Annotated in this window: 22 protein-coding genes and 1 pseudogene; 9 read left to right on the top strand and 14 right to left on the bottom strand. The window is 60.4% G+C overall.

The genetic code is table 11. The annotated features are described in order from the left end of the window. Nucleotide 1: 1 nt before the first annotated feature. On the bottom strand, nt 2–601 hold the full coding sequence (locus MMS95_RS00660; protein WP_048325974.1) for a non-oxidative hydroxyarylic acid decarboxylases subunit B: 600 nt from the start codon (nt 599–601) through the stop codon (nt 2–4). 181 nt (nt 602–782) lie between these two features. Here MMS95_RS00660 and MMS95_RS00655 point away from each other — a divergent pair, with 181 nt between their 5' ends. Further along, nucleotides 783–1,199, top strand: a complete 417-nt coding sequence (locus MMS95_RS00655; protein ID WP_044029770.1) for a MarR family winged helix-turn-helix transcriptional regulator — start codon at nt 783–785, stop codon at nt 1,197–1,199. A gap of 91 nt (nt 1,200–1,290) precedes the next feature. On the opposite strand, the pseudogene MMS95_RS00650 reads toward MMS95_RS00655, so the two are convergent. The 3 genes and pseudogenes from MMS95_RS00650 to MMS95_RS00640 form a co-directional block, all read right to left on the bottom strand. Further along, nucleotides 1,291–2,208: pseudogene (locus MMS95_RS00650) on the bottom strand (L,D-transpeptidase family protein); the annotation flags it as partial. Between the two features lie 233 nt (nt 2,209–2,441). Further along, nucleotides 2,442–3,317 (bottom strand): helix-turn-helix domain-containing protein, encoded by an 876-nt coding sequence (locus MMS95_RS00645; RefSeq protein ID WP_033631697.1) that lies wholly within the window; start codon nt 3,315–3,317, stop codon nt 2,442–2,444. Nucleotides 3,318–3,327: 10 nt separating this feature from the next. Further along, nucleotides 3,328–3,705 carry a hypothetical protein gene (locus MMS95_RS00640; RefSeq protein ID WP_015376502.1) on the bottom strand — a complete coding sequence of 126 codons (378 nt, stop codon included), beginning with the start codon at nt 3,703–3,705 and terminating at the stop codon, nt 3,328–3,330. A 120-nt stretch (nt 3,706–3,825) separates the two neighbouring features. Here MMS95_RS00640 and MMS95_RS00635 point away from each other — a divergent pair, with 120 nt between their 5' ends. Further along, nucleotides 3,826–4,647 (top strand): helix-turn-helix transcriptional regulator, encoded by an 822-nt coding sequence (locus MMS95_RS00635; protein ID WP_004933266.1) that lies wholly within the window; start codon nt 3,826–3,828, stop codon nt 4,645–4,647. A 38-nt stretch (nt 4,648–4,685) separates the two neighbouring features. Here MMS95_RS00635 and MMS95_RS00630 read toward each other — a convergent pair whose 3' ends face one another. From MMS95_RS00630 to MMS95_RS00600, 7 genes are all read right to left on the bottom strand, one after another. Next, nucleotides 4,686–5,822, bottom strand: a complete 1,137-nt coding sequence (locus MMS95_RS00630; protein ID WP_031299792.1) for a porin — start codon at nt 5,820–5,822, stop codon at nt 4,686–4,688. Nucleotides 5,823–6,191: 369 nt separating this feature from the next. Further along, on the bottom strand, nt 6,192–6,962 hold the full coding sequence (locus tag MMS95_RS00625) for a 3-hydroxybutyrate dehydrogenase (RefSeq protein WP_088381204.1): 771 nt from the start codon (nt 6,960–6,962) through the stop codon (nt 6,192–6,194). A gap of 12 nt (nt 6,963–6,974) precedes the next feature. Continuing rightward, nucleotides 6,975–8,366 (bottom strand): GntP family permease, encoded by a 1,392-nt coding sequence (locus MMS95_RS00620; RefSeq protein ID WP_015376499.1) that lies wholly within the window; start codon nt 8,364–8,366, stop codon nt 6,975–6,977. 45 nt (nt 8,367–8,411) lie between these two features. After that, nucleotides 8,412–9,335, bottom strand: a complete 924-nt coding sequence (locus tag MMS95_RS00615) for a 3-hydroxyacyl-CoA dehydrogenase family protein (protein ID WP_088381203.1) — start codon at nt 9,333–9,335, stop codon at nt 8,412–8,414. A gap of 18 nt (nt 9,336–9,353) precedes the next feature. Then, entirely contained in the window at nt 9,354–10,538 is a 1,185-nt protein-coding gene (locus MMS95_RS00610) for an acetyl-CoA C-acetyltransferase (RefSeq protein WP_242141302.1), read from the bottom strand. 14 nt (nt 10,539–10,552) lie between these two features. After that, nucleotides 10,553–11,206 carry a CoA transferase subunit B gene (locus MMS95_RS00605; RefSeq protein WP_088381201.1) on the bottom strand — a complete coding sequence of 218 codons (654 nt, stop codon included), beginning with the start codon at nt 11,204–11,206 and terminating at the stop codon, nt 10,553–10,555. A gap of 11 nt (nt 11,207–11,217) precedes the next feature. Then, the gene (locus tag MMS95_RS00600) at nt 11,218–11,916 is read right to left on the bottom strand and encodes a CoA transferase subunit A (protein ID WP_004933280.1); all 699 of its coding nucleotides are present in this window, start codon (nt 11,914–11,916) and stop codon (nt 11,218–11,220) included. Nucleotides 11,917–12,084: 168 nt separating this feature from the next. Here MMS95_RS00600 and MMS95_RS00595 point away from each other — a divergent pair, with 168 nt between their 5' ends. Continuing rightward, nucleotides 12,085–13,002 (top strand): LysR family transcriptional regulator, encoded by a 918-nt coding sequence (locus MMS95_RS00595; RefSeq protein ID WP_156866108.1) that lies wholly within the window; start codon nt 12,085–12,087, stop codon nt 13,000–13,002. Here MMS95_RS00595 and MMS95_RS00590 read toward each other — a convergent pair. Both MMS95_RS00590 and MMS95_RS00585 read right to left on the bottom strand, forming a co-directional pair. Further along, complete coding sequence (locus tag MMS95_RS00590; protein WP_049300769.1) at nt 12,992–13,291, bottom strand: helix-turn-helix domain-containing protein; 300 nt, start codon at nt 13,289–13,291, stop codon at nt 12,992–12,994. The two genes, MMS95_RS00595 and MMS95_RS00590, sit on opposite strands and share 11 nt — an antisense overlap. Before the next feature lie 3 nt (nt 13,292–13,294). Further along, nucleotides 13,295–13,645, bottom strand: a complete 351-nt coding sequence (locus MMS95_RS00585; RefSeq protein WP_033645671.1) for a type II toxin-antitoxin system RelE/ParE family toxin — start codon at nt 13,643–13,645, stop codon at nt 13,295–13,297. A gap of 272 nt (nt 13,646–13,917) precedes the next feature. Here MMS95_RS00585 and MMS95_RS00580 point away from each other — a divergent pair, with 272 nt between their 5' ends. The 4 genes from MMS95_RS00580 to MMS95_RS00565 are packed head-to-tail and all read left to right on the top strand — an operon-like array spanning nt 13,918 to nt 16,140. Beyond that, nucleotides 13,918–14,922 carry a hypothetical protein gene (locus tag MMS95_RS00580; protein ID WP_242141301.1) on the top strand — a complete coding sequence of 335 codons (1,005 nt, stop codon included), beginning with the start codon at nt 13,918–13,920 and terminating at the stop codon, nt 14,920–14,922. Beyond that, a complete protein-coding gene (locus MMS95_RS00575; protein WP_021504189.1) occupies nt 14,922–15,311 on the top strand; it encodes a hypothetical protein in 390 nt (129 codons plus the stop codon). Before MMS95_RS00580 ends, MMS95_RS00575 begins: the two co-directional genes overlap by 1 nt. 27 nt (nt 15,312–15,338) lie before the next feature. Further along, complete coding sequence (locus tag MMS95_RS00570; RefSeq protein WP_021504190.1) at nt 15,339–15,731, top strand: hypothetical protein; 393 nt, start codon at nt 15,339–15,341, stop codon at nt 15,729–15,731. A 13-nt stretch (nt 15,732–15,744) separates the two neighbouring features. Then, nucleotides 15,745–16,140, top strand: a complete 396-nt coding sequence (locus MMS95_RS00565) for a hypothetical protein (RefSeq protein WP_118892478.1) — start codon at nt 15,745–15,747, stop codon at nt 16,138–16,140. Here MMS95_RS00565 and MMS95_RS00560 read toward each other — a convergent pair. Next, nucleotides 16,131–16,448, bottom strand: coding sequence for a hypothetical protein (locus MMS95_RS00560; RefSeq protein WP_118892479.1), 318 nt, complete (start codon nt 16,446–16,448; stop codon nt 16,131–16,133). The genes MMS95_RS00565 and MMS95_RS00560 overlap by 10 nt on opposite strands. A gap of 236 nt (nt 16,449–16,684) precedes the next feature. Here MMS95_RS00560 and MMS95_RS00555 point away from each other — a divergent pair, with 236 nt between their 5' ends. Together MMS95_RS00555 and MMS95_RS00550 are read left to right on the top strand one after the other, a co-directional pair. Beyond that, the gene (locus MMS95_RS00555; protein WP_033641727.1) at nt 16,685–18,055 is read left to right on the top strand and encodes a glutamine synthetase family protein; all 1,371 of its coding nucleotides are present in this window, start codon (nt 16,685–16,687) and stop codon (nt 18,053–18,055) included. Nucleotides 18,056–18,087: 32 nt separating this feature from the next. Then, complete coding sequence (locus MMS95_RS00550; protein ID WP_131165159.1) at nt 18,088–18,498, top strand: GNAT family N-acetyltransferase; 411 nt, start codon at nt 18,088–18,090, stop codon at nt 18,496–18,498.

The raw sequence follows: 18,498 nt of genomic DNA, 5'->3' as shown, positions 1-18,498 counted from the left end.
TTTAACCTTCCTCGGTGTCAGTGGTTTTTTTGCTATTTTCTTTTAGTCCTGCCCAGCGCTTTGCCCGGCGATGATCAAGACCAAATTGATCCAGCACGCGTGCGACAATATGATCGGTAACGTCATCAATATGAGTGGGGTGGTTATAATAAGCGGGCATGGGGGGAACCAATGACACCCCCAATTTCGAGAGCGCGAGCATATTTTCCAAGTGAATAGTGCTCAACGGCGTTTCTCTGGGAACCAACACCAACTTCCGCCCTTCTTTGATAATCACATCCGCCGCTCTGCCAATAAGCCCTTCTGCATAACCGGCTCGAATACCCGCCAACGTTTTCATACTGCAGGGAATAATGATCATGCCGTCCGTATGAAAAGAACCTGAAGAGATCGTGGCGGCCTGATCGGCAGAACCGTGCGTCACGTCGGCCATCGCCATCACGTCATGCACGGTGAGATTTGTTTCGAGTTCAATGGTCGTTTTGGCCCACTTACTCAAGATCAAATGCGTCTCTATGCCCTCCATGTCTTTTAGCGCCTGAAGCAACGCAGTACCCAGCGGCGCCCCGGTCGCGCCCGTCATCGCGATCACTAATCTCATACAATACCTCACAAAGTTCGCATACGAACGATTTGTCAAATCTAGTCCCGAGATAGCGATAAAACAAGTGGGCAATATGTAACCGTTCGTAAACGAACAACTTTCCGGGCAGGTATCCCTTATCGGCTTATTTTGTTATATTGATATTATTGTTAGCTTTTTTCCTTTCAGGGAATAATGTATGAACAGAACGCTGGCCAATACTTTTTTCCACCTCATTCGCGAACTGCTTCAGGATCATAGTGCTCAATGGCAAAAATCGCTTCCTGAACTCAGCAAACAACAATATTCCATTCTGGCCACCGTTTCAGAAACGCCGGGCATTGAACAAATCGAATTAATGGAAGCGGCGATCAGCAGTAAAGCCGCGCTGGCCGAATTGCTAGGCCGCATGGAAGGAAAAGGTCTATTAAAACGGGAAGCCGGCGAGCATGATAGGCGCCGCCGATTTATTTACCTGACGCCTGCTGGGCAGGCGCTGTTCGAAGCCAGCCGCCCCATCGCCGACGCGATTGATAATATGTATCTCGAACGAGTCAATAAAGACCAACATGAGTCGGCGCTTTTCGTTTTAAAGACGATGATAGGGAAGCAATAAAGTCACCGCGCCAACAGCGGAAGCTGAAAGCATAAAAAAAGACGCCCGCAGGCGTCTTTTTTATCGCGTTAACTGAAGCTCTGGGCAATCAGTTCACTTTCACCGGCATGCCGGAACGGGCCTTGATCGCCGCGTCCACTTCGCTCTGGTTGACGCCGGCGTCCATCAGCACTTTGCCGACCGGCGCGGAGATGGTCAACGGCACCGGATCCTTGGATTGCAACTGCTCTTCGTTGGCCGACAGCGGGTTGTGCACTTCCACGTAGCGCGAGCCGTCCGGTTCGACGGTGGCCTTCATCGGTTCGTTGATGAACTGCACGCGGGTGCCTACTGGCACGTTCTGGAACAGGTACTTGATGTCGTCGGCGCGCAGACGCACGCAGCCGTGGCTCACGCGCAGGCCGATGCCGAAGTTGGCGTTGGTGCCGTGAATGGCATACAGACGGCCGACATACAGCGCATACAACCCCATCGGGTTATCCGGGCCGGCCGGGAACACCGCAGGCAGGATCTCGCCGTCAGCCGCGTATTCGGCGCGCATTTTGGCGGTCGGCGTCCAGGTTGGGCCGTCTTTCTTGCGCTGCACGGTGGTGGTCCAGTTCAGCGGGGTGTCTTTACCCAGCTGGCCGATGCCGATCGGCAGCACCACCACGGTGTTGGAGCCTTTCGGGTAATAGTACAGACGCATTTCGGCGCTGTTGATGATGATGCCTTCACGCGGCGCGTCCGGCAGGATCAGCTGCTGCGGGATAGTCAGGGTGCTGCCGGCCTTCGGCAGGAACGGATCCACGCCCGGGTTGGCCTCCAGCATGTTGCTCAGCCCCATCTGATACTGGGCGGCGAAGCTTTCCAGCGGCAGTTTGCTGTCTTCCGGTACGGTGATTTGGATATTTTCGCCCACCAAACGGCTGTCTTTTGGCGGCAGCGGGTAAACGACGGCGAAGGCAGCCTGGCTGAATGCAACCAGTGCCGTAAACAGGGTTAATAACGCGCGAATGCTCATTTTCATCTTCGTGTTGGTCAAGGCCACTGGCGATTATGGGTATTGGTTTCTACGGCCACTTTGCCCCGTTGAATTTCAGCCGGCAGCTGACGGCGCTGCGGCCTGAAAAACCAGGGGGGATTTGACCGGATGCGCATTATATGTGCACATCAATCAAAGTGTGAACCATTACCGATGTAATATCGCAATTTTTTGTAACCTGACGCGCCACGCCGGCGATTTTTTGCGAGAACCGCCGCCTAGCTGGCGGCGGCCAACGCTTCCTCCCGCCGTATCGGAATCAGATATTCACAGCGGATCGCCGCGCCGCCGAGCGGGCAACTGCCCTCCTGCGCCGGGTAGAAACGCTCGATATCCTGCCCTGGCCGGCGAATGGCGTTCATCTGCGGCATGGCGGTGTCATACAGCCGGACAATAAAGTTTTGTAACCCTTCCGCCTGTCCCTGGTAGGTGAAACGGGCATACTCGCCCTGCTCGATAGTCACCCGTTCTCCCGGCGCCCCTTCGTCCGGCAGAGCGGCGGTGTAGGCCATGCGCGGGCTGCCCCGGCGGCGCCGGTCAACTTCCAGACTGGTGAGACCGTATACCACCTCCGGCAGCGCCTGCGGCTGCAGCAACTGCCGCCAGGCGTGGCGGCGCAGCTCACACTTGGAGGCCGCCAGTTGCCCCAGCGTAAAACTGCGGCGCTGGGTATGGCCCACCAACTGCATGGCGGGCAGCGTCACGATATCGGCCTGCGGCAATGGCGCTTCGGTCAGGCGCAGCGGCGGCTGCAGCCCATAGCTCGACCAATCCTGGCTGCGACGATAGCTGGCCGGCGGCAGACCGAACTGCTTGCGGAAGCAACGGGTGAAGGTCTGCTGCGAATCGAACTGGTAAGTATCGGCGATGCAGGCCACGCTGGTGCCGGTCAGGCGCAGTTCACGCGCGGCGGCGGTCAGCCTTCTGCGGCGCGCGTAGGTGCCGAGAATATGGCCGGTATGCTGCTTGAACATCCGCTGCAAATGCCATTTGGAGTAGCCGGACTTGGCGGCGATGTCGTCCAGCGTCAGCGGCTGATCCAGGCTCTGCTCGATCCAGGCCAGCAGCTGTTCAATCACCTGTTGCTGGTGCATGGTATTCCCCTTATTTTAACAATAACGTCTGCGCCAATACCCGGCCTGCGGCTTCATCGGCGGCCACCAGTACCGGATAGCCCCAGAATTTGGCGCCGTATTCGGCGAATGCTTCCGCCGCCGCGCGTTTGGCGTCGTCCGGCTCCAGCATGATCATGCCTTTCACCCACCGCTTCAGCGCCTCGCGGTTATCACGTTTCCACAGCGCCACCTGGGTGCGAGCATCGCGGTCATGTTCTTGTTCTTCATCGCCGACGCTGCGGTCGGTGAGCAGAACAAAAGGCTCGGCGCGCGCCAGCAGCGCGCTGAATTCGGCCAGCTCGGCCTGGGTATCGCGTCCGTTTCGGCGCATCCACACCAGCGGAAAGTCGGCGGTATCCAATGACATAATCAGTTTCCTCGCGAAAGGGTTTAGAACTGGCGCTTACTTTATCGGCACCGGCGCTAGACCGCATTGCGCAATCAGGACATAATACTTTTCAATTCCGCCAAATTGAGAACTATTCTCATGAAAGTACAGATCCCCCGCCACTGTCTGGATATCGATCAGGTGCCGCGCCCGCTGTTTGCCCTGCAAGGTTCGACTCTCGAGCAGGATTGGGAAGTCGAGCCGCACCGCCACCGGAAGGCGCAACTGATCTACACCGTGCGCGGCATGATCCGCTGCGAAGTGGAAAACGGGCTGTGGCTGGTGCCGCCGCAGTGCGCGCTGTGGATGCCGGGCAACGTGTTGCACAACGCCCAGGGCGCCGGCTCCACCGAGGCCTACTGCCTGTTCGTCGATCAACATGCCGCCGCCGGCCTGCCGCAAAGCTGCTGCACGCTGTCGGTCTCGCCGCTGCTGCGCGAGCTGCTGCTGCAGGCCAGCACCTTCGAGCCGCTTTACGACGAACAGGGCGCCGAGGGGCGTCTGACGGCGGTATTGCTGGATCAGTTGGCGGCCGCGCCGATCGAGAATCTGCATCTGCCGGTGTCCGACGACGCGCGCATCCGGCAGTTGACCGAAGGCATGCTGAGCAGCCCGGCGGACAAATCCACCCTCGGGCAGTGGGCGCAGCGCATCGGCATGAGCGAACGCTCCCTCAGCCGCACCTTGCAACAGCAGATGGGCATGAGCTTCGGCCACTGGCGGCGCCAGCTGCACGTAATGCTGGCGCTGCAGCGCTTGACGCAGGGCGAGAGCGTACAGACGGTGGCGCTGGATTTGGGCTACGAGAGCGCCAGCGGCTTCGTCACCATGTTCAGAAAGGCGGTGGGCAAACCGCCGGCGCGCTATCTGGCGGAGCGCAACGCCTCTGGAGAGACCCTGGGCGGTGCGATCACCATGTAAAAAAGCCGGCGCAGGCGCCGGCTTGGAGCAGGTGAAAATCAGAAGTCGTAGAACACCGTTATCCAGGTGGAATCCGGCTCGTTGTCGCTGCTGTTGGCCAGCGTGCGCTCCACATACACCGACAGACCGTAACCGATGGTGGTGCCCGCGCCAAGATAGACGTGGTTGGCGTGATACGCCTCGTCTCCCTTCAGCCGCAGCGAGTCCGCCGCCACATAAGGCTGGACGGATTTGAGAAACGGCTTGTCGATATTGAAGGTGTAACCGACGAAGCCTTCCAGCCCGTAGCCGTCACCGGCGAAGAAGTGCGACAGCGTGCGCTGGCGGGTGCTCGGCACATAATCTTTGTAGTAGCTGGCGGTACCGACGATATACCAGTTGTTCGGCTGCCAGGTTAACGCGGTGCCGGACAGCTGCTGGTGATAATCTTTTTCGCTGTACAGATTATCTTTGATCTTCGCATCGGTATAACTGTAGGCGGCGCTGAAGGTGAAGTCTTTCGTCACCTTGTAATCGAAGCCCAGCCCGCCGCCGCCTTTGCGACGATAAATCAGGTTATCCGCGGTGTGCAGATCGTCTTCCGGCAATAAATAGTTGGCGTACAGCGTGACCGGCCCGAAATCATTGGTGTATTTGATGCTGTTTTTCGGTTTATTGCCGCCGTCATAGTCGCCGGAAATACCGATGCCGGTGCCGCCCGCATGGCCATCGTTATCCCAGACGTCGCTTTTGATGCCGACCACCGAATAATAGATGCCGTATTGATGGCCATAGGTCAGGGTGCCGTAACGATCGTCTTTGAAGCCAGCGTACAGCTGGCGCTGATAGTCGCGCTTGCCGTCTTCGTTATAGTGCCCGTCCCAGCTGAGCGCGTGCGCCAGATCGACGCCCCACTCGTAATAGCCGATGATCGAGGTGTCCTGCGTCAGCGCATAATCGCCGCTGAAGCGAAAACGCGTGCCGCCGTCGTGGCCGTTTTTGTCATAGCCCGGCTCCGGGCCGTTATTGAAGATCCACTCGGGGCGAATGCTGCCGCCCACCTTTAAACTGAGCGGCGCCAGCAACACATTGCTCTGCGGGTTTTTATCCAGAATGGTGATCTCGGCCTGCGCGCCGGCGGAAATCGCCGACAGCAAGACGCCGCCAATGAATATTGGCGTTGTATTTTTTCTCATTATTACCCCTGCCCGAAAAAATTATTGTTATAAACGCGGTGGTCTTAAGCCACGCAGAAATAATTAACCGATGTGAACAGCGCACGCAAGATATAAAAACTCACGCCATAACCTGCCATTATTTCAGGTTGGATTTAATTTCAGCAAAAACGTGTTCACCTGTAACACGAAGAAAAATAATGTAATAACCGCAGCACGAAATAAACCAATCCGCACGTTTCACCCAAAATAACCCTTCGTGATTATCTGGGAATAATGATAGCAAATAACAAAAAAATATTATTGCCGCAGGTAAACCGTCACGCGAGGGAATTAATTAAAGGCGGGAAATAACGACGGAGCGCATTGCGCGCTCCGGGGAAGATCTCACTACTGCGCCAGCCAGCCGCCGTCCATGTTCCAGGCGGCGCCACGCACCTGCGCCGCCGCATCGCTGCACAGGAACAGCGCCAGCTCACCGAGTTGCTCCGGCGTGACGAACTCTTGCGAAGGCTGCTTCTCCGCCAACAGCTCATCGCGCGCCCGCTGCGGATCGGTACCGGCGGCGATGCGTTTGTCGATCTGCTGCTGCACCAGCGGCGTCAGAACCCAGCCGGGGCAGATGGCGTTGCAGGTGACGGGCGTGCGGGCGGTCTCCAGCGCCAGCGTCTTGGTCAGCCCCACCACACCGTGCTTGGCCGCCACATAGGCCGACTTGTCTTTCGACGCCACCAGCCCGTGCACCGACGCCACGTTGATGATGCGCCCCCAGTGGCGCTCGCGCATCCCCGGCAGCGCCAATCGGCAGGTATGGAACACCGCCGACAGGTTGATGGCGAGGATGGCGTTCCATTTCTCCACCGGGAACTGATCCAGCGGCGCCACGTGCTGAATGCCGGCGTTGTTCACCAGAATATCCACGCCGCCGAACTCCCGTTCGGCATAGTGCATCATGTCCGCTATCTGGGCCGCATCGCCGAGATCGGCGCCGTGATACCCCGGCGCGGCACCCAGCCGGGCGACCTGCGCTTGCGCCTGCTCCACCTCGCCGAAGCCGTTGAGGATCACGCGCGCGCCGGCAGCGGCCAGCACGGACGCTATTCCGAGGCCGATGCCGCTGGTCGAGCCGGTCACCAGCGCGGTCTTGCCTTGTACATTCATGGTATCGCTCCTTTAAACAATGCCGGTCAGGTAGAACACGCCGATCACGAACAGCACCGCGGCGCTTTTGATCAGGGTGATGGCGAAGATGCCGCCATAGGCCTGCCGGTGGCTTAGGCCGGTGATCGCCAGCAGGGTGATCACCGCGCCGTTGTGCGGCAAGGTGTCCATGCCGCCGCTGGCCATCGAGGCCACCCGGTGCAGTACTTCCAGCGGGATATGCGCGGCGTGGGCGGCGGCCACGAAGTTATCGGCCATCGCCGCCAGCGCGATGCTCATGCCGCCGGAGGCCGAGCCGGTGATGCCGGCCAGCAGGGTGACGCTGATCGCTTCGTTCAGCAGCGGATTGGGGATCGCCGACAGCGCCTGCGACAGCACCAAAAAGCCCGGCAGCGCGGCGATCACCGCGCCGAAGCCGTATTCGGAGGCGGTGTTCATCGCAGCCAGAATTGCGCCGCCGACCGCCGTCTTGCTGCCTTCCGCCAGCCGGCCGCGAATATTGCCAAAGCCGAACGCCACCACCAGCAAAATGCCCGACACCAACGCCGCTTCCACCGCCCAGATGGCGGTGATCTTCGCCACATCGGTGGTGATGGGCTTGGCCAGCCCCGGCAGCGTCAGATCGTGGCTGGCGCCGTACCACTGAGGGATCCAATGGGTGAAGGCAAGGTTGAATACCCCGACCAAAATCAACGGCAGGATGGCGATCAGCGGATTCGGCAGGTTGATGTCGTCCGGGGTTTCCGGTTCGTTCAGCAGCTCGGTGCCGTACCCTTCGCCTTTCAGCTGCGCCTTGCGCCGCTGGCGTTCAAGATACAGCAGGCCGACCGCGATGATGAACAGCGAGCCGATCAGCCCCAGCCAGGGCGCGGCCCAGGCATTGGTGCCGAAGAAGCTGGTCGGGATGATGTTTTGGATCTGCGGCGTGCCGGGCAAGGCGTCCATGGTGAAGGAGAAGGCGCCGAGCGCCACGGTGGCCGGGATCAGCCGCTTGGGGATGCCGCTCTGGCGGAACAGCTCGGCGGCGAACGGATAAACCGCGAACGCCACCACGAACAGCGACACCCCGCCGTAGGTCAGCAGCGCGCACACCAGCACGATCACCGGAATGGCGTGGCGCCGGCCGAGAATGCGGATCGCCGCCGCGACGATCGAACGGGAAAAACCGGACAGTTCGATCAGCTTGCCGAATACCGCCCCCAGCAGGAACACCGGGAAATAAAGCTTCACGAAGCCGACCATCTTCTCCATAAACAGCCCGGTGAAGGTCGGCGCCACCGCGCCGGGGTCGGTCAACAGCACCGCGCCCAGCGCGGCGATCGGGGCGAACAAAATCACGCTGTAGCCGCGGTAGGCGGCCAGCATCAGTAATCCCAGTGCTGCCAGGGCAATCAAAACGCTCATCGGACACCTCGCTATCGTTGTTATTGTCAGGTACGGAGTGCGAAATTACGGTTTCAGCGCAAAGCGCAGCTGATGCGCCCGTCGCCGTTGAATGCGTTCCCTGCGCGCTTCATCCCAAAGATAAAATCCCTGGCCGCTGCGCTGGCCGCTATCGCCGCGCTGCAGCCGCTGTTCCACCAGCGCCATCATCTCGTCGCCGGTCGCCAGTTCCGGGAACAGGTGGCGGGCGATGTCCGCCACCGTCGCCAACCCGGTCATGTCGGCGGCTTCGAGCGGGCCGACCATGGCGTAGCGCCGCCCCAGCGAGGCGCGCATCACCTGATCCACCACCTCGGCGCTGGCGATGCCGCTGTGTACGATGTGCAGCGCCTCGCGCAGCACCGCAAACTGCAGCCGGTTGCCGACAAACCCCGGCGCGGCGCGCTCCAGCAGCACCGCCTCAAGATCCATCTCGCCGAGCAGCGCCTGCACCGCCGCCAGATGACGCGGTTCGGTGGCGCTGCCAGGCACGATCTCCACCAGCGGGATCAGGTGCGGCGGATGCCAAAAGTGGGCGATCAGCAGGCGCTGCGGATGGGTCATGCGCGCCGCCAGCTCGTCCGGCGGCAGGCCGCTGGTGTTGCTGGCAATCACCGCGTCGTCGGCGATCAGCCCTTCCAGCTGCTCATACAGCGCATGCTTCAGCTCGAGCCGTTCCGGGATCGCCTCGATAAGCAGCCGGGCGCGCGCCACCTCGTTCAGATCGCCGGTCACGCGCAGCCGCGCCAGCGCCGCGTCGCGCTCATCGTTATCAAACTGCCCGACGTCGCTTAGCTCGGCCAGAATGCCGCTCGCCACCGCCGGCGCTTCCGCCAGGCGCTGCGGATCCGGGTCATACAGCAGCACCTCATGGCCGTGGCGAATAAAGTGGGTGGCGATGCCCCCCCCCATCAGCCCGGCGCCCAGTACCGCATAGTCAGATGACTGCATGGTGCCCTCCTCGGTTGTTTACGGGCGCTCTACCGCCAGCGCCACCCCCTGCCCGCCGCCGATGCACAGCATCGCCAGCCCCTTGTTCACCCCGCGGCGCTGCATTTCGAACAGCAGCGACACCAAAATGCGACAGCCGGACGCGCCGATCGGATGCCCCAGCGCGATCGCTCCGCCGTTGACGTTGACCCGCTCCGCCTCCCAGCCCAGTTCTTTACCCACCGCCAGCGCCTGCGCGGCGAAGGCTTCGTTGGCTTCGATCAGATCGACCTCCTCCAACCGCCAACCGGCTTTTTCCAGGCAGCGGTGCGTGGCCGGCGCCGGACCGATGCCCATGATCGCCGGTTCGACGCCCGACGAGGCGTAACCAGCGATGCGCGCCAGCACCGGAAAACGCAGCGCGGCGGCTTTTTCCGCGCTCATCAGCAGCACCACGGCGGCGCCGTCGTTGAGCGACGAGGCGTTGCCGGCGGTCACCGTGCCCTCTTTGCGAAACGCCGGGCGCAGCCGCGCCAGCGCCTCCAGGCTGGTGTCGCGCGGCTGTTGGTCGCGCTCGACCCGCAGCGCCTCGCCCTTCGGCTGCGGCACCGTCACCGGCGTGATCTCCTGCGCGAAACGCCCGGCCTGCTGCGCCGCCTGCGCCTTCTGCTGCGAGCGCAGCGCGAACCTGTCTTGTTCTTCTCTGCTGATGGCGTATTTCTCCGCCAGGTTCTCGGCGGTGATGCCCATGTGGTAGTCGTTGAACGCGTCCCACAGGCCATCGTGGATCACGCTGTCCACCACCTGCGCGTGACCGAGGCGCAGACCGGCGCGCGCGCCGGCCATCAGGTAAGGCGACTGGCTCATGCTCTCCTGGCCGCCGGCGATCACCGCCTCGGCATCACCGCTGCGGATCGCCTGCACCGCCAGATGCACCGCCTTCAAACCGGAGCCGCACACCTTGTTGATGGTCAGCGCCGGCGTCGTAACGGGCAGCCCGGCGTTGAGCGCGGTCTGGCGCGCCGGATTCTGCCCGCAGCCGGCGGTCAGCACCTGGCCGAGGATCACTTCATCGATCTGCTGCGGCGGCACGCCGCTTTGCGCCAGCAGCCCTTGTACCGCCGCCGTGCCCAGTTCCACTGCCGTCAGCGGCGCCAGCGCGCCGTGAAAACTGCCGACCGGCGTGCGCGTCGCCGCCACGATCACCACTTCACGTTGTTGCACATTCACCTCCCGTCTCAGAAACGCATTTCCGGCACTTGCTCCGGCACAATCAGCCGGCCGGCGGTTTTGGCGACAATCTCCGCCACGCTGACGCCCGGCGCGCGTTCGCGCAGCACGAAGGCGCCGTCTTCAATTTCCAGATAGGCCAGATCGGTCAATACCTTGCGGATGCAGCGGGCGCCGGTCAGCGGCAGCGTGCAGCGCGGCAGCAGCTTGGACTCGCCGCCCTTCGCGGCGTGGGTCATCACCACGATGATGTTCTCCGCCCCCGCCACCAGATCCATCGCGCCGCCCATGCCCTTGACCATCTTGCCGGGGATCATCCACGAGGCGATGTTGCCCTCGACGTCCACTTCAAACGCCCCCAGCACGGTCAGATCGACATGGCCGCCGCGGATCATGGCGAACGACTGCGCCGAATCGAAAATAGACGCGCCGAGGCGCGCGGTGACCGTCTGCTTGCCGGCGTTGATCATGTCGGCGTCCAGCTGCTGCTCGGTCGGGAACTCGCCCATCCCCAGCAGGCCGTTTTCCGACTGCAGCATCACGTCCATGCCCGCCGGCACGTAGTTGGCCACCAGCGTCGGGATGCCGATGCCCAGGTTGACGTAGTAACCGTCTCTCAGCTCTTGCGCCACGCGCCGCGCCATTTGTTCACGGGTAAGCATGCGAATTCTCCTTATGCCCGCAGGGTGCGTTGTTCGATACGCTTTTCGAAGGTGCCCTGGATCAGCCGATCGACGTAGATGCCGGGGGTGTGGATCGCCGCCGGATCCAGCTCGCCCGGCGCGACGATCTCTTCCACTTCCACCACCGTGATGCGCCCGGCGGTCGCCATCAGCGGATTGAAGTTCTGCGCGGTGTGACGGTAGATGACGTTGCCGAAGTGATCGGCCTTCCAGCCTTTCACGATGGCGAAATCGCCGGTGATGGCGGTTTCCATGATGTAGGGGCGGCCGTTGAACTCGCGCACCTCTTTGCCTTCGGCGATCGGCGTGCCGTAACCGGTGGCGGTGAAGAATGCCGGGATGCCGGCGCCGCCGGCGCGGATCTTCTCCGCCAGCGTGCCCTGCGGCGTGAGATCCACCTCCAGCTCGCCGCTGAGCGCCTGCTGCTCGAACAGCGCGTTTTCGCCGACGTACGATCCCACCACCTTGCGGATCTGATGGGTCTCCAGCAGCCGCCCGAGGCCGAACCCGTCGACGCCGCAGTTGTTGGAGACCACCGTCAACCCGCGCACACCGCGCCGGCGGATCTCTTCGATCAGGTTTTCCGGGATGCCGCACAGGCCAAAGCCGCCCGCCAGCACCGTCATGTTGTCCGTCAGGCCTGCCAGCGCTTCCTGGTAGCTGCCGACGCGTTTGTCGAGCCCTGCCATATCGTTGCCCCTGCATGTTGCGGCGCAGGGCGAAATGCCCTGGCTTGCGTGAGGGCATCTTCAGGTCACAAAAATGATTTGTTAATTTTGTTTTTATGCCGCATTCATTTAGAATTTTTATTAATCACCCGTTAACCGACAATTAACAAAGAGTTAACGCCGACCAAAATGAAAATGAGCATCAAACAGTTACGCGCGTTTTTAGCGGTAGCTCACACTCTGAATTTCGCCCAGGCCAGCGAGCGGCTGAATATTTCTCAGCCGGCGCTCAGCCTGGCGATCCGTGGGCTGGAAGACGCGCTGGGCGGGCCGCTGCTGCTGCGCACCACCCGCCGGGTGACGCTGACGCCGGAAGGAGAAACCTTCTTCCCGATGGCGCGCCAGCTGCTGGCGGATTGGGATAACGCGGAAGAGGCGATGCGCCAGCGCTTTACCCTGCAGATGGGCAAGGTGGCGATCGCCGCCATGCCGTCGTTCGCCGGCAACCCGCTGCCGCCGATCCTCAAGGCGTTTCGCGATCGTTACGCCGGCATCAACGTGGCGGTGCACGACGTCATCAACGAGCAGGTGTTTGAAATGATCCGCGAAGGCCGGGTGGAGATGGGCATCGCCTTCGAGCCGGAGCCGAGCGACACCCTGCACTTCACCCCGCTGTGCCGCGATCGCTTTCTGGCGGTGGTGCCGAAGGATTCGGCGCTGGCGCGCAGGGCGCAGGTGAGCTGGAAGGAGCTGCTGACGCTGGATTTCATCACCCTGCAGCGGCCATCGGCGGTGCGGCTGCTGCTGGAGCAGGAGCTGGCCCGCAGCGGGCGAACGCTGGAGGTGGCGTTTGAGAGCCACCAGCTGGTGACGGTCGGGCGCATGGTGGCCAACGGCCTCGGCGCCAGCGCGGTGCCGGCGCTGTGCGAGCGACAGATGGATGAGCTGGGGGCGGTGTGCGTGCCGCTGATCGGCCCGATCATCGAACGGCGCGTGGGCCTGATCCGCCTGGCGCAGCATCAGCTCTCTTCCGCCGCGCAGGCGCTGGCGACGGTAATCGAACGGGAGATGGCGGGAAGTGGCGCAGAACCTGCGCTTAAACCGTAAACCCGACGTGCTTGCCACCCGGCAGTTCAATGTCCAGACGCAGCGTGCCGCCCATCGCTTCCACGTAGCGTTTCAGGGTCGAAATCTTCAGCTCATTGCCGCGCCCTTCGATGGCCGCGACCGAAGGCTGGGAAATGCCCAGCGTTTTCGCCAGTTCCTGTTGGGAAATATTCAGCGCTTCCCGCAGCTGGTGCAGGTGCGCTTCAAACAGCATCTCTTCGGCCATTTCCTCGATGCGCCGGCGGCTCTCCGGGGTGCGGGAGGCCAGCAGTTGCTTTAGGGTGCTCATGGGTTACTCCTTGAAATAACACATCAAATATTGGGTGAACTGCGCATCTGCGATGGGCAGCATCACTTTATAAAACCGTTTCTCATTACCCGTTTTGTCGCCAGCACACAGCACAATCGCCTGCCGCGCCGGATCGAAGGCGAAAAAAGCGCGAATCGGCCGCCCTTTGTGCTGAATACGCAGCTCTTTCATGTTGGGATGCAACGAGCCTTTCAGTACGTCGACAAAAGGCCGCCGGAGAGAAGGCCCGGCACGCTCGAGCATCACCAGCGCGGCCAACACCTTTTCCTGCGTCGATTCATCCTGCTCACAGAGCCACCGATCAAACTCTTCCGTTGTCATTACCGTCCACATGGCATCTCCTGATTATAGAGTACAATCTATGACAAGACGATAGACTGAAATATATAATTTTCTCCAGAGCGCCGTTGGCGTTTTGCTTGACGGCTCGCAAAAGAAACCGATAGGACCATCGCCTATTAGTTCAATCAAATAGAGGGAAGGAGAGGCAAATTTAGCGAAATGCCGATGTTTTCAGATGATTCTCCGATCGAGAGCGTGAGCCAGAACCTGTTACCACCCTGTAGAAAATGTTAAGTTTCCTAAAAATAAGGAGGCTTTTCGACATGGAACAGAAGTCCAGCAGCATCGCACCGGGCTATTGCATCGCCCAACAAACCGGCCCGCTCGCCTTCCACGCCAACTACCTGTTCGGTGGCAGGCCATCGGAAGCGGCACGTTTTTTTATGCAGCTCAATGCCGATACGCCGCTGGTTCAACCGGGGCAAATGCTGATCGTCGCCGATCCGCGCAATCATAATCAATCTACGCAGATCGCCGCCCTGATGCAGGCCAAGAGCCGCACCAGCAAAGCGGTGAAAGCCGGTGACAGCGATTTCTCCACCTTCTTGCACCGCAATTACGCCGCTATCGCCGCCTTCACCAGCTATGGGGAAACGGTCGTCGGGCTGGCTTCGGATGCCGGAGAACGCTACTTCAGCCAGATCAAGAATATCCTGGTTGAGATTGAAAAAACCTACCAAAATCAGTTCCGCACGAGTGGCGCGTTGATTGGCACCCAGTTTCAGGTGGAACGAGCGCGGCTGTTCGGTACATTAAAACCGTTACTGAATCGCCTTACTCGTGCTCAACTCAATATGAAAGAGTATGCGCAAATCAAACACGCGCTAGGGCTCTCCAGTAAATCGCTGGTGCATGAATGGAGCACCGCCGGCGTCGGCGCCATCAAGGGTTATTCGAACTACGTCGACAGCGCCAGCCGGGCGGCCAAGTTTATGAAAGCCGGCGGCTGGATCGGCATCGGATTGAGTGGGCTGAATACCACCAACGACGTCTACAACGCCTGCACCACCGGCCGCGAACAGGAGTGCGCCAAGATCGCGGTGAAGGGATACAGTCATTTTGCGGCAAGTACTGCGGCGGGGATTTTGGGGGGTGAAGGCGGTGCAATGTTAGCAATGACGGCTTGCAGTATCGTCTTAGGCGCCTCCACGTTTGGTACCGGTATTTTAGCTTGTGGTATAGCAGGCGCTGCTCTGGGTGGCGCAGCTGGCAGTTGGGGTGGCGGTGTAGCCGCCGACAGCATTACTGGTTTCATTTTTGGTGAATAATGAAAATCGCTATCGTCCTATTCTTCACTCTGACATTGATTAGCGCCCTGGTTCAGTACCTTTACTATCGGCGCTATAAAGACGAATTTGCAGAATTCTATCAACGTTATGTGCAAAGCGCTCACCCCTTGCCTCCATTTGTCATCTTCGCGGATAACCTTGGTTTGCTTGGTGTATCTATCAAAGCACAATGGTTCCGTTGGATATTGAATGGCAGAAAAATAAAGATAGGGAAAAACGCTTTTCTGGGCCCAAAAACCTACGAATTCGTGAATGAAAACACATCTCAACATCTGAAGAGCTGGATTCGGAAAGACTTCATCTTAAGCGTGCTGAAAATGGGGTGTTTGGCGTTGATGTGTATTTTTGTTTTTTTGAGTAAGGCATAACGCCCCTTGAACCTTAGCCGGTGGCTTATGAAAACAGCATCACTTATTGCAGCCGTGCTGCTCTTACTTTGTTGGCTTGCTCAATATATTTACTCTCGTCGCTATAAACGCGAGTTCGATGTTTTTTATCAACGCTATACCCAACAGGGCCACTTTGTGCCTGCTCACCTCGCAATTGCCGATGGCCTTGGCTCTTTAGGTACTTCCATCAAAGTCCAATGGTTCAGATGGACCCTTTGCGGCAAGAAAATCAAGGTGAAGGAAAACCAATATCTTCCCGCCAAGACCTATGAATTTGTTCGTCTTTCATCATCTGAGCGCTTGCAGACCTGGATGAAAAACAACGGCACGCTTTTGGCGCTGGAAGGACTGCTCTTCATCATGGCATTGATCTTTATGTTGATAGCGAGAATGTCGTGATTCAGGCTGCTCGATGAAAACCCTTGTCATATTATGCTTAACGCTGCTGGTTTTAAGCGCCTTCATCCAATTCATTGGCTACCGTCGCCATAAAAAAGAGTTTGACGCGTTCTATCAACGTTACGCCGGCAGCGGACATTTTATTCCGCCCTACGTCGCCTTTGCCGATAGCTTCGGCATGCTTGGAACCTCATTGAAAGCACAGTGGTTTCTTTGGATTCTGAAAAGGAAAAAAATAAAAATAAGGGATCAAGTTTGGCTCGATGCGAAAACCTACGATTTCGTGCAAAAAACCGCCTCTCCTGAGCTACAGAAGTGGCTGGCGATGGACTTTATACTTTTGCTCGTAGAGGCCATGATTACCACCGTGGGCTGTATTTTTATTTATCTCATCAAACATCAAAGTTGAGCAGACGCACTGCTCCCCTCCACCGCCTGCACCGCCGCCTTCTGCGTGGCACGCTGATATAAGCACAGCTCCCTGCCCGGCTGGTTTTTCATAAACGGCTGCGGGTAGCGCCCGCCGATAAACAGCGCCGAATAGCCGACGTCATCACCGTAGTGAATAATCTCCCCTTCCACCCTGGCGTTTTTTAGCCCGCTGGCTTTCAGGCAGGCGGCGCGCATCGCCCGTTCGCTCTCGGCCCACGCCTGTGGGGAAGACGCGGTGGCGTGGAACGCGGCCAGCGCGGCGATAAGCAGCCCTATTCTCTTCATCGTTATCTCTCCTTCTACGGCCCATCTCGCCAGTATAGACCGTGCCGACCCGGCCAACCCGCCGCGCTCTTTACGGCATTTTTATTCCGCACCCCGTTAACGTTACGGCGTTTTTACAGACAGTTTTTGCCGCCGCAGATACCCTTTTCACATCGCCGCTATGGCCTCACAAGAGAGTTGTCTCATGCGTTTATCCCTGCCTCTGGCCGTGACCGGTCTTCGTTCTGGAGCGCGCCATGCATTCTAATATCATCGGGTTCAATCCTCTGCTGGCGGAGCTGCCCGCATCGCCGACGCGCACCTTCCGCAAAGAGCTGGAACACTACCTGCAGCGCTATCCGGATACCGAACAGCTGGATATTTATCTGCACGATCTGAACGGCCAGCTGCGCGGCAAGCGCCTGCCGATCGCCGAAGCCTTTGGCCTGGAAAAAGGCTGCTACTTCCCGCTGTCGATCTACGCCCTGGATCTGCACGGCCGGGTGATAGAAGAAAGCGGGCTGGGGCAGCGGGCGGGCGAGCCGGATCGGCTGTGCCTGCCGGTGCCCGGCACGCTGCGCCCCTGCGCGCGCGATCCCGAACGCCACGCCCAGCTGCTGCTGACGATGCAAAACGCCGACGGCGACGCCTGCGAGCTGGAGCCGCGCGTGGTGCTGCAACGGGTGCTGAAGCGCCTGCACGAGCGCAACTGCTTCCCGGTGGTGGCGGCCGAACTGGAGTTCTACCTGCAGGATCCGCAGCGCCCCGCCGAGGCGGAAGCCTGCCCGACGCAGAGCTTCGCGGTGGATGCGCCCGAGCGCCACCATGCGCTGCTGAGCGACATCGAACGGCACGCGCGGCTGCAAAGCCTGCCGCTGACCGGCGTGGTGGCCGAAGCCGCTTCCGGCCAGTACGAGCTGAACCTGCATCACAGCCGGCGCGTGCTGGAAGCCTGCGACCAGATCATGGCACTGAAACGCCTGACGCGGCAGATTGCCGAGCAACATCACCAGCACGCCTGCTTTATGGCCAAGCCCTGCGCCCATGCCGCCGGCAGCGGGCTGCATTTTCACATCAGCCTGCAGAACGAGCACGGCGAGAACCTGCTGACCGGCGCGCCGGGTGAACTGAGCGACAACATGCAGCAGGCGATGGCGGGCATGCTGGCGCTGATGCCGGCATCGATGGCGATCCTGGCGCCCAACATCAACGCGTTTCGCCGCTTCCGCCCCGGCATGCACGTGCCGCTGCGCGCCTCCTGGGGCCACAACAATCGCACGGTGGCGCTGCGCCTGCCCTGCGCCGACAGCGCCAATCAGCGCATCGAATACCGCCTGGCCGGCGCCGACGCCAACCCCTATCTGGCGCTGGCGGTGATGCTCGGCGGCCTGCTGCACGGCCTGGAACACCCACTGCCGCTGCCGCCCGCCGCCAACGGCTGCGAAAGCGACAACGCCGCCCCCTTGCCGCTCGGCCAGCAGGAGGCGCTGGCGCTGTTCCGCCACAGCGATCCGCTGCGCGAGCTGCTCGGCCCGGCGTTCTGCACCCTGTGGCACACCTGCAAAAGCGCCGAACTGCGCCGCTTCGAGGAACAGGTCACCGCCGCCGAACTCGGCTGGATGCTGTAACCATCCACTGATTCGTTAACCTAAGGATAATCATGAACATGCAACCGCAATTGGCCCCCGTACAGCCGCTGCTCTGCTGGCGCAAAGGCGTTTTTCATATCAGCACCGATCGGCAGTTATTGGATATCGAGGCGATCCAGCGTTTCCTCAGCCTGCAGGATCGAGCGGCGGCGGAGCGCCTGGCGCGCCACGGCCTGTGCTTTGGCCTGTACCGCAAACGCCACCAGCTCGGCTTCGCCCGTATGGTGACCGATTACGCCACCTTCGCCTCGGTGAGCGAGCTGTTCGTCAGCGCCGAATACCGCGGCGTCGGGCTGGGAAGCTGGCTGACGCGCTGCTGCCTGGCGCATCCGGCATTGCGCGGCCTGCGCGTCACGCTGCCCGTGCTGCAAGCGCCCTGGCGCGCCGACTGCGCGGCGCACGCCCCGCGCGCCCTTCACTGA

It is taken from the genome of Serratia sp. PGPR-27 (assembly GCF_022678525.1).
Classification (GTDB): domain Bacteria; phylum Pseudomonadota; class Gammaproteobacteria; order Enterobacterales; family Enterobacteriaceae; genus Serratia; species Serratia nematodiphila.
This window is presented reverse-complemented; position numbering and strand designations above follow the sequence as displayed.

Coding starts and splice junctions, on each gene's coding strand:
- MMS95_RS00595 (WP_156866108.1), top strand. CDS start 12,085: ATGAAAATGAGCATCAAACAGTTACGCGCGTTTTTAGCGGTAGCTCAC.
- MMS95_RS00575 (WP_021504189.1), top strand. CDS start 14,922: ATGAAAATCGCTATCGTCCTATTCTTCACTCTGACATTGATTAGCGCC.
- MMS95_RS00620 (WP_015376499.1), bottom strand. CDS start 8,366: ATGAGCGTTTTGATTGCCCTGGCAGCACTGGGATTACTGATGCTGGCC.
- MMS95_RS00570 (WP_021504190.1), top strand. CDS start 15,339: ATGAAAACAGCATCACTTATTGCAGCCGTGCTGCTCTTACTTTGTTGG.
- MMS95_RS00625 (WP_088381204.1), bottom strand. CDS start 6,962: ATGAATGTACAAGGCAAGACCGCGCTGGTGACCGGCTCGACCAGCGGC.
- MMS95_RS00645 (WP_033631697.1), bottom strand. CDS start 3,317: ATGCACCAGCAACAGGTGATTGAACAGCTGCTGGCCTGGATCGAGCAG.
- MMS95_RS00590 (WP_049300769.1), bottom strand. CDS start 13,291: ATGAGCACCCTAAAGCAACTGCTGGCCTCCCGCACCCCGGAGAGCCGC.
- MMS95_RS00635 (WP_004933266.1), top strand. CDS start 3,826: ATGAAAGTACAGATCCCCCGCCACTGTCTGGATATCGATCAGGTGCCG.
- MMS95_RS00660 (WP_048325974.1), bottom strand. CDS start 601: ATGAGATTAGTGATCGCGATGACGGGCGCGACCGGGGCGCCGCTGGGT.
- MMS95_RS00600 (WP_004933280.1), bottom strand. CDS start 11,916: ATGGCAGGGCTCGACAAACGCGTCGGCAGCTACCAGGAAGCGCTGGCA.
- MMS95_RS00655 (WP_044029770.1), top strand. CDS start 783: ATGAACAGAACGCTGGCCAATACTTTTTTCCACCTCATTCGCGAACTG.
- MMS95_RS00580 (WP_242141301.1), top strand. CDS start 13,918: ATGGAACAGAAGTCCAGCAGCATCGCACCGGGCTATTGCATCGCCCAA.
- MMS95_RS00550 (WP_131165159.1), top strand. CDS start 18,088: ATGAACATGCAACCGCAATTGGCCCCCGTACAGCCGCTGCTCTGCTGG.
- MMS95_RS00585 (WP_033645671.1), bottom strand. CDS start 13,645: ATGTGGACGGTAATGACAACGGAAGAGTTTGATCGGTGGCTCTGTGAG.
- MMS95_RS00565 (WP_118892478.1), top strand. CDS start 15,745: ATGAAAACCCTTGTCATATTATGCTTAACGCTGCTGGTTTTAAGCGCC.
- MMS95_RS00560 (WP_118892479.1), bottom strand. CDS start 16,448: ATGAAGAGAATAGGGCTGCTTATCGCCGCGCTGGCCGCGTTCCACGCC.
- MMS95_RS00615 (WP_088381203.1), bottom strand. CDS start 9,335: ATGCAGTCATCTGACTATGCGGTACTGGGCGCCGGGCTGATGGGGGGG.
- MMS95_RS00555 (WP_033641727.1), top strand. CDS start 16,685: ATGCATTCTAATATCATCGGGTTCAATCCTCTGCTGGCGGAGCTGCCC.
- MMS95_RS00605 (WP_088381201.1), bottom strand. CDS start 11,206: ATGCTTACCCGTGAACAAATGGCGCGGCGCGTGGCGCAAGAGCTGAGA.
- MMS95_RS00640 (WP_015376502.1), bottom strand. CDS start 3,705: ATGTCATTGGATACCGCCGACTTTCCGCTGGTGTGGATGCGCCGAAAC.
- MMS95_RS00630 (WP_031299792.1), bottom strand. CDS start 5,822: ATGAGAAAAAATACAACGCCAATATTCATTGGCGGCGTCTTGCTGTCG.